Source organism: Deltaproteobacteria bacterium, from assembly GCA_019309045.1.
Classification (GTDB): Bacteria; Desulfobacterota; Syntrophobacteria; order BM002; family BM002; genus JAFDGZ01.
Window position 1 is genome coordinate 1 of the sequence record JAFDGZ010000030.1, and the last position, 16,205, is coordinate 16,205.

12 protein-coding genes are annotated in these 16,205 nt (G+C 50.2%); 5 read left to right on the top strand and 7 right to left on the bottom strand.

All coding sequences use genetic code 11. The annotated features are described in order from the left end of the window. The 3 genes from JRI89_08215 to tig all read right to left on the bottom strand — a co-directional run. Window positions 1-386 (bottom strand): ATP-dependent Clp protease ATP-binding subunit ClpX (locus JRI89_08215; protein ID MBW2071224.1); only part of this gene is annotated, 386 nt, incomplete at its 3' end. Window positions 387-496: 110 nt separating this feature from the next. Continuing rightward, the gene (gene clpP / locus JRI89_08220; protein MBW2071225.1) at window positions 497-1,126 is read right to left on the bottom strand and encodes an ATP-dependent Clp endopeptidase proteolytic subunit ClpP; all 630 of its coding nucleotides are present in this window, start codon (window positions 1,124-1,126) and stop codon (window positions 497-499) included. A gap of 14 nt (window positions 1,127-1,140) precedes the next feature. After that, window positions 1,141-2,391: a trigger factor gene (gene tig / locus JRI89_08225; GenBank protein MBW2071226.1), complete on the bottom strand. Its 1,251-nt coding sequence runs from the start codon at window positions 2,389-2,391 to the stop codon at window positions 1,141-1,143. Between the two features lie 1,115 nt (window positions 2,392-3,506). Between tig and JRI89_08230 the strand changes: the two genes are divergently transcribed. The 4 genes from JRI89_08230 (at window position 3,507) to JRI89_08245 (ending at window position 9,425) form a co-directional block, all read left to right on the top strand. Continuing rightward, window positions 3,507-4,436, top strand: a complete 930-nt coding sequence (locus JRI89_08230) for a UDP-3-O-acyl-N-acetylglucosamine deacetylase (GenBank protein MBW2071227.1) — start codon at window positions 3,507-3,509, stop codon at window positions 4,434-4,436. A 543-nt stretch (window positions 4,437-4,979) separates the two neighbouring features. After that, the gene (locus JRI89_08235; GenBank protein ID MBW2071228.1) at window positions 4,980-5,558 is read left to right on the top strand and encodes a DUF4390 domain-containing protein; all 579 of its coding nucleotides are present in this window, start codon (window positions 4,980-4,982) and stop codon (window positions 5,556-5,558) included. Window positions 5,559-5,733: 175 nt separating this feature from the next. Then, a complete protein-coding gene (locus JRI89_08240) occupies window positions 5,734-8,001 on the top strand; it encodes a HAMP domain-containing protein (GenBank protein ID MBW2071229.1) in 2,268 nt (755 codons plus the stop codon). A 29-nt stretch (window positions 8,002-8,030) separates the two neighbouring features. Beyond that, window positions 8,031-9,425, top strand: a complete 1,395-nt coding sequence (locus tag JRI89_08245) for a sigma-54-dependent Fis family transcriptional regulator (GenBank protein ID MBW2071230.1) — start codon at window positions 8,031-8,033, stop codon at window positions 9,423-9,425. A 132-nt stretch (window positions 9,426-9,557) separates the two neighbouring features. Here the strand turns inward: JRI89_08245 and JRI89_08250 are convergent, their stop codons facing one another. From JRI89_08250 to JRI89_08265, 4 genes are all read right to left on the bottom strand, one after another. Then, window positions 9,558-9,752: a hypothetical protein gene (locus tag JRI89_08250; GenBank protein ID MBW2071231.1), complete on the bottom strand. Its 195-nt coding sequence runs from the start codon at window positions 9,750-9,752 to the stop codon at window positions 9,558-9,560. 72 nt (window positions 9,753-9,824) lie between these two features. Then, a complete protein-coding gene (locus tag JRI89_08255) occupies window positions 9,825-11,075 on the bottom strand; it encodes a hypothetical protein (protein ID MBW2071232.1) in 1,251 nt (416 codons plus the stop codon). 667 nt (window positions 11,076-11,742) lie between these two features. Then, on the bottom strand, window positions 11,743-12,588 hold the full coding sequence (locus JRI89_08260; protein ID MBW2071233.1) for an HAD family hydrolase: 846 nt from the start codon (window positions 12,586-12,588) through the stop codon (window positions 11,743-11,745). Beyond that, a complete protein-coding gene (locus tag JRI89_08265) occupies window positions 12,588-14,174 on the bottom strand; it encodes a hypothetical protein (GenBank protein MBW2071234.1) in 1,587 nt (528 codons plus the stop codon). Before JRI89_08265 ends, JRI89_08260 begins: the two co-directional genes overlap by 1 nt. 426 nt (window positions 14,175-14,600) lie before the next feature. On the opposite strand from JRI89_08265, the gene JRI89_08270 reads away from it, so the two are divergent. Beyond that, window positions 14,601-15,869, top strand: coding sequence for a glycosyltransferase family 4 protein (locus tag JRI89_08270; GenBank protein MBW2071235.1), 1,269 nt, complete (start codon window positions 14,601-14,603; stop codon window positions 15,867-15,869). The last annotated feature ends 336 nt before the right edge of the window (window positions 15,870-16,205 follow it).

The window sequence follows — 16,205 nt, forward strand, 5'->3', positions numbered from 1 at the left end:
GTCTGGGCCAAAAGAGTCTTTCCCGAGCCGGTGGGACCGATCATGACGATATTGCTCTTCTGGATCTCCACATCTTCCACTTCCAGCCGGGTTTCAATTCTCTTGTAATGATTGTACACAGCAACTGATAATATCTTTTTCGCCCTCTCCTGGCCTATGACGTAATCGTCGATGGCCGCTTTTATATCAGCCGGCTTGGGTACTCTGTGAATTCTGTCGGCTTCCTCTTTTTCAAATTCTTCTGCAATGATATCATTGCAGAGCTCGATGCACTCATCGCAGATGTATACAGTGGGGCCGGCAATGAGTTTTTTCACCTCATCCTGGCTCTTACCACAGAAAGAGCAGACCAAATCTCCACCCCGGTCGTCTTTCTTTCTGGTCATCAATATCCTCCTTGGCCAATCGGCGAACCAGCAAAACTTTCTCTCCTGGGTCAGTCAAACCTGCAAAATCATTATACCGCAAGCCCTCACCTGATTCAATGTCAACTGGCTCAGACTTTGTTCTTCTTCTCCGACTGCTCTGTAAGGTCTGTACGGATTTCCCGCTTGGTGATTACTCGATCTACAATACCGTATTCCTTGGCCTGCTCGCCCGTCATAAAGAAATCGCGGTCCGTGTCCTTCTCGATTTTTTCGATGGGTTGTCCTGTGTGCTTCGCCATGATTTCGTTCAGTTCTGCGCGCATCCGCAGTATTTCTTTGGCCTGAATTTCCACATCCGTAGCCTGCCCCTGAAATCCTCCTAGAGGCTGGTGAATAAGAATCCGGGAATGGGGCAGAGCAAATCGCTTCCCTTTCGCACCAGCTGCCAACAGCAGTGCTCCCATGCTGGCCGCCTGTCCCAGCGACAGAGTAGCCACATCAGGTTTGATATATTGCATGGTGTCATAAATTGCCAGACCGGAAGTCACCAGACCGCCCGGAGAATTGATGTAAAAGTTGATATCCTTGTCAGGGTCATCCGATTCCAGAAAAAGCATCTGGGCGATGATGAGGTTTGCCACGTCATCATTCACGGCTGTCCCCAGGAAAATAATGCGGTCTTTCAAGAGCCTGGAGTATATGTCATATGCTCTTTCTCCCCGGCTGCTTTGCTCCACAACAATTGGTATAAGCGTCATGAACTGCCCTCTCTTCAAGCCACGACTTTATCCTGGAGCAACTGGTAGCGCAAGGCTTCCATCAGTCTGTTGGTCTCGTAAAAGTCTTTCACCTTTTCAAACGACTGTTTGCTTGCCGCTGCTTTCTGCTGCAGACTCTGTTCCACTTCTTCGTCTGTCAGTTCAATGCCTTCTTGAACTGCAATTTTCTCGAGAATTATTGTCGTCCGAACTTTCCTCTCAGCAACATCGCGATTTCTTTTCTTGAACTCCTCATCTGTTATGCCTGCTTGCTCCATAGTGACATTTTGTTGGGCAAGGCGAAACCGGAAGGTATCGAGCATCTGCTGCAATTCTTGTTCCACCATGCCCTCAGGCACCTCGAAAGGATTGGCGGCCAGCAGTTTATCCAGAAGCTGCCTGCGATTGTCCTCTGCAATGCGCTCCCGGTGCTCCTCTTCCAGCTGTTTGGCAACCGCGGTGCGCAGTTCTTCGAGGTTTTGAAATTCACCAAGATCGCGGGCAAAATCATCATCGAGCTCAGGCAAAACTCTCTCTCTCACATCTTTGATCTCAACCTCGAAGGTTACACTCCTGCCAGCAATCTCTTTGTTGCCATAGTCGGCAGGAAAAGAAGCTGTAATCTCCCGAAAATCGCCTGCTCGGCTTCCAACCAACCGCTCCTCAAACTCTGCGTTGAACTTGCCCGCCCCTACCTCCAGCTGAAAACCCTTTACCTCACCACCGCGAATCAAGTGGCCATCGGAGTAGGCCTTGAAATCCAGGGTTACATAGTCGCCTTGCTGCACGGGCCGTGGCGGCTCGGGGCTTCGAAGGTAACCACTATTCTGGCGTCGGCGTTCTAATTCAGCCTCAATTTCCTCCTCAGTTACCTGCAGCCGTTCGCTGCGAATCTCCAGGCCATGGTAGTCTGCCATGGCAATATCGGGCTTCACTTCCACCAATACTGAGTAGCGAAACGGCTCTCCCTCCTTGAGTTCTTTTCTATCCAGCTGCGGCTGAGAAGCCAGTTCTATAGCACTTTCTTCGAGGGCCTCTTTTAAACTATTGTTGATCAGCTCCAGGCCAACTTCGCTGTGAACCTGGTCTGCATAATATCTTTTCAAGATATTCAGAGGCACCTTTCCGGGCCGAAAGCCTTTCATCTTGACGCTCCTGTTCAACTTGCGGTAGGCCTTGCGCAGCTCTCGTGAAACGTCTTCCTCCGGGAGTTCAACGTGAACCCTGCGCTTTACTGAGCTAATTTCTTCAACCGATACTTTCATGATCACTTTTTCAACCCGGTAAATTAGTATGTCTCTTCCATGTCTCTGCCCAGTCAACTACCAATACTGGCTCTTTTTCACTGAATAGAAGGCAGCTCTCGGCACCGAGAGGACAATATAATCACAGGAGCCATTCTGTGGCAACCCCAAGAAGGAAACTTATTATCCCATTTTCTCTTTACTCTATCAACTTGGCCGTAGACAAATTTTTTTGGAGGGCGGTGGCTCAAACCCAAAGGAACAAGTTTGGCTCCACTCCGACCAGATGGGGACCGTCATTCTATGCATTCTAGAGATTACGAATATGGAGAGATAATTATCTTTTTGCCAGGCAACCTCAGTAAGAATCAACCATAGTCTGTCACCCTGAAGCCCCTTGGCCAAGCTTATTTTTGGCATCTAGCAAAGTATAATGTCAGCAAAATTTTTCTGGGCTCTGGTTTATATCCTCCTTTGCATCACTTGGCAAATAATGAGCAATTGTGCCCCACTAGTGGGGGAGGCATCTGAATAAAGCCAAACATATTGCGACGGCTATCGGACAGCTTTATCATAAATTATATCCACATACATGAAAAAGCAACAGATTCCTTTTGACAATACTCGTTTGCCATTGTATTGTGCCTGTCACATAAGTTCTGGTTCTCGGGGGAATGTAAGGTTTCTAGTCGAACCCTTCGACTGAAGGTCTCAGGGCAGGACCAGTCTTCTGCATGGAGCTCAGCAGAGTTCTGCACCTCAAGGTGAACTACCTGGAGGACTGTCTAGCTAGAGGCCCGTGGCTACCTAGAGAGCATCGTTCCAGCTGCTCAAGAAGTGGGAATACACCTGTTTCAAACTCAAATGAATCATGCCAGCATATTCGAGGGACAATTGTGGAAAAAATCCTATAGTTTGGCCACGATTTGTGGTATTTTCGCAACAAAAAGCGACAGACAGGGCTCTATGAGGTCGCTGCTATTAGGCAAAATTGAGGAGGTGGAAGAGAAAGCCATTGGGATTTGAGCATTATTTCCATCGGTTATGCCGCCCCGCCAAAGTAGCCTGGAGGGAAAAAACTTCATGTAGAAATCAGGCACGTATATTGCTCTACCCGTGGAAAACTGGAGGACTTGATGCACCTACACCAGCGAACTGTGAACGGTGAAATTTGCTGTACAGGAATCGGACTTCACTCTGGCAAGAAGATCACCCTGTCCATTAAGCCGCTTCCTCCCAACAGCGGTATTCGATTCTACAGGAAGGACCAACCCAACTGCCCCTATATACCGGCCCGGCTGGAGAACGTAGTAGACACCAGATTGGCAACTACCATTGGGGAGAACGGCTACATTGTCTCCACTGTGGAACATCTGCTCTCCGCCTTTGCTGGCATGGGGATTGACAACGCCCTGGTAGAACTGAACGGCCCGGAGGTGCCAATTATGGATGGTAGCGCCGGGCCGTTCATCTATCTTCTTCGAAACGTGGGAGTGAGGAAACAGGAGGAGATCAAGAAATTTCTGGTCATCCGTAAGCCCCTCACACTCAGAAGAGGAGACAAGAGTATAAGTGTATATCCCTCGCGAGAGTTGAAGATCACCTACAGGGTCCATTTCAATCATCCCCTCGTCTCACATCAGAGCTTTGTCCTCTGTTTTTCTGGTCCCACATATATTAAAGAAATCAGCAGGGCTCGGACGTTCGGTTTTCTTAAAGATGTAGAAACGTTGAAAAACAATGGCTTCGCCCGCGGCGGCTCCCTGGACAATGCCATTGTCCTTGATAATTACCGGGTTCTAAACACGGATGGCCTCAGATATGAAGATGAGTTCGTACGCCACAAGATCCTGGATTTGATGGGTGATCTCTATCTTTTTGGCATGCCCATCATCGGACATTTTGTAGCGGACAAATCTGGCCACACCCTCAATCACGCTCTTTTAAAAAGACTGCACAACCACAGGGCCTGCTGGACCGTTGTCAAATTCACGGACCAGTATGCCTGCACCTTGTCTCAGATAAAAGTCCCCAAGTTTCCACTACCACATGCTGTGCCGGCCTGATGCCGGTTTCTGTGTGACCTTGGTAAAGTTATTTCCAGAAGGCCAATCATCTCCATCCAACAATCCTTGTCCGGCAGTGCGATGAGTCGTCGCGCCTTGCCATACTTGCTTGCCAGATTTTGAAATGGAAATGGCAGTGTCAAAGGCAGGGCAACAGCTTGTGCGCTGGGCCGGAAATTCTACACCTTTGAACCTGAGGCGCAGCAGTGCATTGATTTTTTTGAATTTCCCTGTGCCGCCCTGGTCGCAAGGAGCTTGTTGAAGTCATAGTCGCTGATTACCATCGGCAAATTCACCGACGCCAGCTGCAGTCTGCCTCTGGCGTCATTTGGCAAAGATGCAAGCCAGCTAACTATCATCTTGAAAACTTGACATTTCTCCGCTAACATTCCAGGTTGATTATGTTCAAGCAAGCGGAAGTCAGAGATAAAATAGGTCTTCAGATGAAAACGTGAGCAAGAGTTTGAATGGTAGAGGAAAAGAAAACTGGGATTGCCAGCAGATTAATTTCTTGTGGCAAATGTAATAACGGTGACTAGCTCTATGTGCAGGCACAGGCGCACTCGAACTCTTATAGCTCTGGTGCTGATTACCTCGCTCCTGTTCTCTTATACCTCTACCCTGGCGGCTGCCGAGGCAACTTTGTCCGAATTCATAGTCACCAATACTCGAGATCACTTGCTGATCTATTTTAGAATCAACGGTTGCTTCACTCCCGAGATGGATGAGGCCATTCTCAATGGCATCCCCACTACTTTCACTATACTGATACGGCTCTATAGGACGAGGTCCTTCTGGTTCGACGAGACGATTACCTCACTTGGCATCGAGCACACAATTAAGTATGATGCGCTCAGAAATGAATTCAGGGTCACGCGTTCAGAAGCCAATGACGGTGACACCGTGTTCAAGAATTTCGCTGCTGCTAAAAAGGCTATGGCAGAAATAAAGAATATACCGGTCGCTTCTTTGAGCAGCCTGCGAAAACACATGAAATATCAATTGCGAGTGAAAGCAGAACTGGAAAAGGTACGCTTGCCGTTGTTTCTCCATTATGTCTTCTTTTTTGTATCTCTTTGGAACTTCGAGACTGACTGGTATACAATAGATTTTACTTATTGATTCAGAACTCGGTTTACTGCGGCAACACCTCTTGTGAGTTGGATTGTCTATGCTAAAGTACAAACTTGAGCTGAAGACCTTTGTCAACATCAGTCTCAGCAGTCGATAGCAACGACTTTCGAGGTCTTGCCGGAAATGGCAGTCCATGCCAGTGCCCCGAGACAGAGGCCGCTTCATGATATTTAGCCGAGAAAAAGATCCCAGCAAGGAAACCAGACGGCGGAAACGCGAAGGGTTGATTATCCTGGCAACCATACCGGTTATCTTTTTCCTGACCTACCTGGAAAGTCATCTTTTTCAATTCGGCAGCAAGCTCCCCCTGGGCAGCAATATTCTCATCTTCGCCCTGATGAACGTCAATGTGATTCTGCTGTTGCTTCTTCTTTACCTGGTGACTCGCAATGTGGTGAAACTGATCTTCGAGAGGAAAAGAAACATCTTCGGTCACCGGGTGCGCACCAAGCTGGTAATCGCCTTCGTGGCCCTTTCTATTGTGCCAACCGTTATCCTGTTTGGCCTGGCCAGTCAATTCATCTCCACCAGCATGGAATACTGGTACAACATCCAGGTTGAGCAATCACTGAAAAAATCCCTCGAGGTCAGTAAACGGGTATATGACGATGCCATCAAGCACGGCTTCACTGCAGGGAAGCTGGTGGCTGACCAACTGGGCAGGAGGGATCACCTGTTTGCCGCAGGTGGCAAACAACTGTCCAGACTGCTCGAACAATTTCGTCCGGGACAACAGCTAGATTGTCTTGCTGTCTACAGTACGCCATCCGCAAGGGTTCAGGCTGCTGCTCTTCCTGATACTACTAGCTTCTTCACTGCAAATCAGTCGTTGCAAACCGCTATCAAAGGTGTATTCAAGACTGGTGAACCTGTCAGTCAGGTCATCTCCAGATCTCAAGGTGATCTGGTCTGTACCTTGACACCGGTATTCCAACAGGCCCAGAAAAACAAGATCATTGCCCTGGTGCTCACCGGCAGATTACTGCCCCGTGATCTGGTCGACACTATGGCAGAAATCTCCAGAGGCTTTGAAAATTATCAGCAAATGAAAATGCTGAAAAATCCAATCAAATTCAGTCACCTTGTGATGCTCTCCCTGGTCACATTGCTTATTTTGTTTTCCGCTTCCTGGTTTGGCTTTTATCTGGCCAAGAGTATTACCGTGCCTATTCAGCGCCTGGCCGAAGGTACTCGACGTATAGCTGGTGGTGACCTCAATGTGCACATTGACCAGGACACAGATGATGAAATTGGCTTATTAGTTAATTCTTTCAACAGGATGGCCCTCGATCTCCAGGCGAGTCAGCGAGCTTTGCAAGCAAGCAACCTGGAACTCAAGAGGAGCAGCGAGGAAATTGAGCGGCGGCGGCGTTACATGGAAATAGTCCTGCGCAATGTTGCTGCTGGTGTAGTTTCCGTAAATCCTGACGGCCGCATTCAAACTGTGAACGAGTCTGCCGAATCAATGTTCGGCCTGAAAGCTGCGGATGTGCATAATCGACATTACTCACAAATCCTGCAAGGCGAGCAGCTCGATATCGTCAGGCAATTCATTGAGATGTACAAGGTCAGCAAACAAAAAACCCTCCAACTCCAAGTCCGCTCAGTCATTGGCGGCAGGTTGAGGACCCTGCTTGTTACTACCTCTATTCTCCATGATGAAGAAGGCCAGTATCTGGGGGTCGTTGTGGTGTTCGACGATCTCACCGAACTGGAGAAGGCACAGAGAATGGCGGCCTGGCGTGAAGTAGCTCGCCGAATTGCCCATGAGATCAAGAATCCCCTCACCCCCATTCAGCTCTCAGCTCAGAGACTTAGAAGAAAATACCTGCACCGCTTTGCTGAGGACGGCAAAGTATTCGATGAGTGTACTCGAACAATAATCAACCAGGTTGATGAGTTGAAGCTTCTCGTCAATGAATTCTCCAGCTTTGCTCGCATGCCCACAGCTAATCCGGCTCCTACAGACCTGGTGGACATTGTCCGGGAAAGCCTGTCGCTGTATCGTGAAAGTCACCCTGCTACCCATTTTCATTTTGATTTGCTAACAGCCATTCCCACCATGGAGTTAGACCAGGAACAGATGAAGAGAGTAATGTTGAATTTGCTGGACAATGCCGTGGCTGTTGTGGGTGTAGGCGGTGAAATACGGGTCACTCTTTCCTACGATGACATTCTCAGGGTAGCCCGCCTTGAAGTGGCTGACAACGGTCCCGGCATCAGCGCCGAGGACAAAATAAGAATGTTCGAGCCCTACTTCTCCACCAAGGAGAAAGGTACGGGGCTGGGCCTTGCCATTGTCAGCAACATCATCGCAGAACATCATGGCTTCATTCGTGTGCGAGACAACCACCCACACGGCACTATCATCGTGGTAGAATTGCCTGGTGCCGAAAAAAGGGTTGCAGAGCATCTGGCAGAGCTCGCCTGAGATGAATTTGGCCCCGGGAGAAAAGGGATATGCGCAAGACCATCATGATAGTTGATGACGAGCCGAGTATCCGCAGTTCGCTGGCAGGTGTTCTCGAGGACGAGGGCTATAGGGTGGTTGCTTCCAGCAATGGAGCAGAAGCCCTCAAGAGCATAGAGGAACAGATGCCGGATCTGGTCCTTCTGGATATCTGGATGCCTGGAATGGATGGCATTGAAACTCTGAAAAAGATCCGCTCTTATTATCCTGGCCTACAGGTGGTCATGATTTCAGGGCACGGTACTATAGAGACCGCTGTGACTGCAACCAAGCTCGGGGCATTTGACTTTATTGAAAAACCGCTGTCGCTTGAGAAGACGCTGCTTTCCATTCAGAACGCCCTCAATTTCAGACAGCTGAAAGACGACAATATCATTCTTCGTCAGAAAGCAGAACGGGATTACAAGATCACAGGCTCCAGTCCTGCTATTCGACAACTGCGGGAGACCATCGAACGAGTGGCACCCACACAGGCAACCGTTCTAATCACGGGCGAGAATGGAACCGGCAAGGAACTGGTAGCCAGAGCAATCCACCGACTCAGCCCTCGAAGCAATCGTCCGCTGGTAGAGGTGAACTGCGCCGCAATTCCTGAGGAGCTTATTGAAAGTGAACTATTCGGACACGAAAAAGGAGCTTTTACTGGAGCCAACGAACGCCGACGTGGCCGCTTTGACCTCGCCAACAATGGCACTCTTCTTCTTGACGAAATTGGTGACATGAGTTTGAAAACTCAGGCAAAAATATTGAGAATTCTCCAGGAGCAACACTTTGAGAGAGTAGGAGGAACCAAAACCATCCAGGTCGACGTACGTATTATTGCGGCAACCAACAAAAATCTGGAGCAACGGATCAAAGAGGGTAGATTTCGGCAAGACCTTTATTATCGCTTGAATGTCATCCCGATTCACGTGCCGCCGCTGAGAGAAAGGAGTGAAGATATTCCTCTGCTGGTAGAGGACTTTATCCAGGAGTTTACCAGGGAGGGGGGGCTGAAAGAGAAACACTTTTCCGAAGCGGCCATCGAGGTAATGAAAAGGCAGCAATGGCCGGGCAATGTGAGAGAGCTAAAAAACTTCGTGGAACGGTTGGTCATCCTTGTGCCGGACGACATAATAGACACACCTCATCTGCCTGAAAGTTTCCTGCAAGGTTGTCCAACGCCACAAACGGCCACGGCCCTGGATCAGCCAACTTTCAGACAGGCGAAGGCGGAATTCGAAAAAGAATACCTTCGAAAAAAACTCGAGGAACACAACTGGAATATCTCTCAAACAGCAGAATCAATAGGGCTGGAGCGAAGCCATCTGCACCGCAAGATCAAAGCATATGGGGTTCAGCCGATCATAGGGAGGAAACAGTCTGCAAGCCGTTCACCCTTCTGACACACCGCACCTGTCTCTCGGGCGGCTGTTCCAGATAGCCGTCGCTGTCTAGCAGACGGCGCAGGCATCAGTTGCCAACCTGCTAGGCTGCTGCTCATGCTGCCTGCTACACAGTAAAGAATTATCAGGCGATCAATAACCAACTTCTCCCTGATAGTCGGCATAGCTGAGCTCCTTCTTGAGCCAATCGATATCCGACTTCAGAGTAGCATTCTCTTCTTCTAGAGCCACAATCCTGCTTACGAGCCAATTTATGTCCTCCCGGCACGACTCCGGCACAGCCTGCAACAAACGCTCCTTGATTTCGGTAAGTTTATCGCTTTCCACCTGTCTACCTCCGCTGCCTTCGACCTTTATGCCCCCAGCAGCAAATGAGCAATTATCAAGGCCTTCTTTCGGCTAGTAGAGCTTCTTTTCCTCTTCGATAACATCAATTATCTCATACATTATTCTTGGCAATTTCATCATTACTCTATCCCACGACACAGTCTGAGGCGTCTCATAGAGGTAATTCCCAATTTTCATGCCTGCCTGGCTGATGGCCTGTCCGAGTCCTTTTTCCAGAAAAGGCCTGAACTCCTCATGAGCTGTGACAAAACTCAAAAACCTGTCAGTGAGACGATAAGGCGAGATTAACAGATCTCCTGCGTTGAGTATGGCATCTTTGAATACTGTCCGTACAATAGATTCCTCCATATTACGGTCGTAGGTAAGACCTGAAAAAGCTGCGTTGTCGGCGTACATCTTGATGAGGTTGTCGGCCACATCCAGGTAGGTTAGAGTGAGATCTCGAATAAAGTAGTCAGAAATCTCCAGTCCTTCCCCTATCACCAAAGCATTCAACAAAGTGGTAACAATATCCACTCCCATCTTGTGCAGTCCCTGGCTGCGATCAGCTTCAGACACTGGCTGGTGTTTATGGTCGAAGGGCCCTTCACAAATCTCCACCTGTGCTATGGTGCTCGCCTTGCGATACACTTCAATGAGAGTAAAAATCTCGACTCCCCAGTTGGTGGCAAAATGCATCCGCCGCAGCAGGCTGTTGTCGAAGACAACCTCGCCAGAAAGCTGGTAGTGAAAATTGAGAAGGAAATCCACTATTCTCAAAACCTTCACCTCCTGGGTGTCTGTGAATTTCCTCTTCAAAGCTATCAGCAGCGGATCGAGGAGCAGTCTTTTTGCTCTGCCATAGAGGGTGTTTCCCTTCAGACGAGCATAGAATGCTTTGGAAAACTGGTAATTGAGGGCCACGGCGGGATAGAAGAGCCTGTCCAGTTGACGGCGATGAAACGTCCTGATATCCGCATCTATGACGCCAATGCATTGTGCACCGAGGGCAAGGGCAATGCCAAAAGAAAGAAACATGTTTCTGCCTTTGCCCATTTGATTAACTCCAAAACCTGCTTCGGAAAGCCTTGCGTAAATGCCAGAAAAGCCTGGGCCGTTGTTGTGCTGAATGAGGAAGTTTCTGAGTCCACAGGATCTGAGAATTTCGCCGAGCTGTTTGGCCTCAGCGTCACTGGCATTGTCGAGTCCAAAAATTATGGAAGAAAGGTATTTTACTTCTTTAAGGTGCTTGATTATGTTGTCAAACACGGGGCGATTTTCTTCATCTGTAAACTCACTGGCGAGCATTGGCACCACCAACACAGCTTTTTTCCATTTAGAATGAAAACGGAGCTGTGCTTTCATATCACGGGGGTTCTGTCTTCTCAGCAGGTGAAAGCTGGTAATCTTCGTATGTTTCTGGGCAAATAAGGACATTTTCTTCTCTTTTCTTTTTCTGGAGTTCCAGTGATTGAAGACAACTATATCTTTACCTTACTAAATTCCCCATGCTTGCACAACCTCTCAGGCATGCCTGGCCTTTCTCTCTTTTTCATTGTCAACCACGTACATGGCCGCCCTTTCATCCAATCGTCGATGCGCAACGGCTGGCAAGCCCGTATCAGTTGCTGGCTCATGTGAACCGGCTTATGCGGTTATCGCTTGATGGCAGCACGCTAATCGGCAACTGTAAAGCAAAAGGAATGCGGCGATAGGGGTGTCAGATAAGGTTTTTTCTCTCTGGCGTTACATTGACCTGGAGACGTGGCCGCAGGACGAAACGGGCCTCGTAACCCTGGCCGTAGCCGAGCTCCTCTAAATGAGTTGTCGGTGGCTCCGAATGTTCTTTGCTCCGCAGGCATTCCTGCCGTTACACTTGGAGGTTTTTTCCATGAGTTCTCCCGACCAAGTGGATTGGCCGAAAGCCGTGGCCGCCAGCCGAAACAGGCCTCGTAGCCCTGGCCGTAGCCGATAATCCCAGCAACGCCTCCTAATATTGCAAAGAAGCCAGGAGAGATTCGTAATTGTAGATCAGCCTTGGGCGCGATTCACCTTGACTCAGACGCACACTTTTCTCATTGCCGCAGAAAAGTACAGTTTGAAACCCATGAATTTGCGCTGCCTGTATATCATTTTCTTCATCGTTGCCAACCACCAGAGTTTCTTCCGGACCTATACCATGGGCCAACAGGGTCGTTCGCACCAGGCGAAAAAAGTGGGGCTCAGGCTTGGCAAAGCCGAGCCTGTAAGAAAGAAAGACAAAAGGCGCTTCAAAGAGTTCTTCACAGGCAATGCCAAGAGCACGAGCCAGAATGGGCATGGTATAGAACTGCGAGTTGGAGACTATGCCCAGTCTCAGACCCATGCTTCTCAGCCGTCTCAAGGTCTCTGCCACTCCGGCAAACGGTCTCACAGGATTGGCAATCATTTCCCGATAGGCTGCCAGAGTTCTAGGTCTATTGACTGCAGGGTCTCCTCCCGCCCGGGTGATCATGGCCTCCCAGATCCTGTCCACCAGAACCTCGGCATGGCCAATGCCTTTCTGCCGCATGTCTTCGTGCTCAGCAGCAATGGCTTCAAAAAACAACTGATGCCAGAGTCTGCCCGTTTCTCTGGAAAAACCAAAACGGTTCGCCGTTTGCACAAAGCTGTCTTCGCTTGTGCTCTGCCGCCTCTGGTCGTCGAGATCTCCCAGGACAGAACAGACAAGGGTGCCATAGACGTCGAAGAGCACTGCTCTGGGTCGGGGTGCCATGCGAAGACTCTTGTGTATACTGCTTGTGGCTGCGGCTGCAGGCATGGGAAATTCTTCCAGTATGGACAGCACTTCTTGCATCACCAGTCTCCCATGAGAGGTCTATGATATTGCGGAGAAAAATAGAGTTCCACGAGGCGGTCGCTCACGTCATCGGGCACCTGCCTCACACCTTGCCTGTGAAAAAGAGTTTCAAAAGTTCGGCTGAGACGTTGAGCATGAGCTTCCAGGCCGTACTGTTCCTGGAGTCTGCCAGCAAAGTCCGCTGGGAATATTACCGGTCTGGCAGCGTCTGGATTGAGAAAGCAAAGTTCTCGTATAAAGGAGGGATCTCGCAAGCGACGTGCCAGGAAAAGCTGTCCTTCCAGATCTAGAAAGCTCAAGTCTACTGTGTCGCCCTGGTAAAGCGCCTCAATCTCTGCGGCAAATTTCTCTATGGCAGCCTGGGCCATGCCCAACTGCCTGCTGCACTGCCTGGCAAATCTGGTCCCCTTGTCTGCCAGGGTCTGCCTAATCTTTCTAGGGGCAGGAACCATAAAATTCTCATAAAGACTGCCAGCTGGAAAACCTGCGCCTCTAAAATCTTCTGTAACATCAGAAAGATTCCGCCCGAGCAAAGGCCTGCCTCGATTAGGCCCCTCCAGAAAAGCAAAGCCAAAACCCTCCAGAAACGAGGTGGTCACCACTGCAGCTGAGCCATAGAGAAGGTCATCCATACTGAAGCTTGTGCCAACGAGATTGTGGCCGAAACCAACCACAGCCGCATGGCCTTCACTTCTGATAAACGCTTTCACCGCCTCGGCATAGGGCTTCTCAGGGGCCGAGTTGGCATCCAAAGTCACCAGCAGTTGCACGGGCTCCTTAGCCATAGCAGCAAGAAACAGCGCTTCAATCACATTCTTGCGGCGAATGAGTCGAATTGGCATAGTCCACCACTGTCGTTCCGAATGAAATCTATACCCGTGAACACGAGCATATTCTTCTAGCTTGGCAGCAATAGCCTCCCTGCTACATTGGCGTCCTCCTTTGCTCAAGGCAATGGGGTTGGGAAGGTGACTCACTACCTCGCTGGGGATGCCAGCACTTATCAGCTTTCTGTAATCACCAGAGTTGAGAACTGCAAAGGCTACATTGTCGCTTACCGGGTAGATCTGCCGCAAGCCACCCTCTTGCCAACAGAGCCGCAACCGCTTGAGATTCTGCAGCCGACCGCATTCAGCAAAATCGTGAATATGGTAGAGGAATCGAAAAGGCCCATCTAGCCTTGCTGCTTTCTCGACAGCTGCAAAAATGGCAGCTGTCAGCAAAGGATTCTTGCCCAGCGTAGGATTGTGCACCCAGTAGAGGCTCGAGCCTCTAGCCTGCGCCAGCAGCCAGCGAGCCAGTTCAGCGGCAGCATCCTGAAAACTCTGGCGATCTGACCATGGACCATCATTGTAGTCAAGCCTGCTGTCTACCTTAACATCTATCTGAAGGCCCAGAGATGCCAGAGAGGAGACAAAACTCTTTACTCCGCTGTTTCGGCCCACAAGCAACTGCAGGGAACGCCCAGCAAACCAGCCTGCCTGCGCCAGAGCAGCGAGACTAGAATGCAGCACAGAGCGCACGCCGCCAGGAAGCATGTGGTAGTGCATGACAATCAGTGTTTCAGGTTCCGTTCTCTGCACCTTCTTCCCTCCTTTTTTGGCAACCTGATGGTACCATACCAGCGGCCAACCATCCAGCAGCCCGAGCATAAGCCAAGCCAAGAAACCAGCGAGGCACCCCGAAGCTCCCCTTGCTTCATCGGTATCTACCCCCTAAAAGCCGGCAAATCCACAGGCAGAGGTGCCTGGCAGGAAGGCCTGCTCCGCAGTCATTCCTGCCATCACACCATGAGGTTTTTCCCCATGAGTTCTCCCGGCCAAGTGGATTGACCGAGAGCCGTGGCCGCCAGCCGAAACGGGCCTCGTAACCCTGGCCGTAGCCGAGGACCCTCTATGAACAAACTCTACTGGCATGGATGTTGAATATTATTTGGAGGTGTGCTAAAGGGTACTCCGCGTTGAGTTGATAAAACAGATGCACCAGTTTGACATCGGACGGGATAAAGCATGAACACAGGGAAAAACATTGGGTTTGTTTCTACACGGTTTGCTGGAACAGACGGAGTTTCTCTCGAAGCCAAAAAGTGGGCTGAGGTACTGGAACGAAGCGGCCATCACTGCTACTGGTTTGCTGGTGAACTGGACCGTGACCCTGACAGGAGCTTCAAAGTAGAGGAGGCTCACTTCGAACACGAGACTGTCAGCTGGGTCCAGGAAAGAGCCTTTGGCAGAAAGGGACGCAAGGCTCCCCTCACCGAGATGATTCATGCCCTTCGCAGTCTCCTCAAAGTTCGCCTCTACGATTTTGTGGAAAAATTCTCCATTGATCTGCTAGTGGCGGAGAACTCTTTGACGATACCGATGCACATCGCTCTCGGCCTCGCCCTGACCGAGGTCATCGCAGAAACCGAAATCCCCACCATTGCACACCACCACGACTTCTACTGGGAGAGAATCCGTTTTTCAGTAACCGCCGTGCATGACTACCTGCAGATGGCCTTCCCGCCGAATCTGCCCAATATCCAGCATGTGGTAATCAACACCTCGGCACAGGAAGAACTTGCCCTGCGTACCGGGATTTCATCCACTGTCATTCCAAATGTTCTCGACTTCGCCCACCCGCCTCAGGTGGATGAAGAGTACACTGCCAATTTCCGCCGCGAAATTGGCCTGGCCGAAGGCGACATTATGATCTTGCAGCCGACCCGCATTGTGCAGCGCAAGGGCATCGAGCACGCCATTGAATTGGTGCGGGAATTGGGAGACCCGAAATACAAGCTCGTCATATCACACGAGGCAGGTGACGAGGGATATGATTATGCAAACTGGCTCACTGACTACGCCCGTGAGCAGCACGTTGATCTGCGGCTGATTTCCTGCCGCATTGCCAACCGGCGGCATGTGGATACCAATGGAGAAAAACGCTACACGCTGTGGGATGTATATCCCCACGCCGACTTTATTACCTATCCCAGCATTTACGAGGGCTTTGGCAACGCCTTCCTGGAAGCAGTCTATTTCAGGAAGCCATTGCTTATCAACAGATATTCTGTCTTTGTCCGCGACATTGAACCGCAGGGATTCGACTTCATTGTCATGGACGGCTTTCTCACCAAAAAGGTCATTCGTCAGGTTCGCGAGGTCCTGGAAAATCCTCACCTTCTCACCAAGATGGTCAATCACAACTACGAGGTTGCCAAAAGACACTACTCGTACGAGGTCCTCAGAAAACGGCTGAACTTCCTGCTCACCAACTTCTTTGGCATCGATCTTTGAGCCGAGGTGTTCAGCAGCCGCCCCATGGCCCCATATATCAGCATTCTGGCGGCTGCCATCTCTCTTGCCTCAACTGGCTCCAGGCAGCTGAATGCTGTTGAGAAGCAAGCCCGCATCACTGCAGCCAAATCCTGCGGCTGAGGCGAAAGAGATGTCTGAACTGCTCATCTTTGCCACCTGACAGTCACCACGAAGGGTATCGAGGGAGGCGCTCGAGCAATTCTACCAGTGCCCAAAGCCCTGCTCCATGACTTCCCGCTCAGGACAGAGGCTGCCCCTGCCTCTTGACGAGTCAGTCCACGGTTCTCGCCTCCAGCCATTTGCGCCGGGCACACC

Excerpts from the sequence above, each read along its gene's own strand:
- JRI89_08270 (MBW2071235.1), top strand. The coding sequence starts at position 14,601 with ATGAACACAGGGAAAAACATTGGGTTTGTTTCTACACGGTTTGCTGGA.
- JRI89_08230 (MBW2071227.1), top strand. The coding sequence starts at position 3,507 with ATGCACCTACACCAGCGAACTGTGAACGGTGAAATTTGCTGTACAGGA.
- JRI89_08260 (MBW2071233.1), bottom strand. The coding sequence starts at position 12,588 with ATGCAAGAAGTGCTGTCCATACTGGAAGAATTTCCCATGCCTGCAGCC.
- JRI89_08245 (MBW2071230.1), top strand. The coding sequence starts at position 8,031 with ATGCGCAAGACCATCATGATAGTTGATGACGAGCCGAGTATCCGCAGT.
- JRI89_08240 (MBW2071229.1), top strand. The coding sequence starts at position 5,734 with ATGATATTTAGCCGAGAAAAAGATCCCAGCAAGGAAACCAGACGGCGG.
- clpP (MBW2071225.1), bottom strand. The coding sequence starts at position 1,126 with ATGACGCTTATACCAATTGTTGTGGAGCAAAGCAGCCGGGGAGAAAGA.
- tig (MBW2071226.1), bottom strand. The coding sequence starts at position 2,391 with ATGAAAGTATCGGTTGAAGAAATTAGCTCAGTAAAGCGCAGGGTTCAC.
- JRI89_08235 (MBW2071228.1), top strand. The coding sequence starts at position 4,980 with ATGTGCAGGCACAGGCGCACTCGAACTCTTATAGCTCTGGTGCTGATT.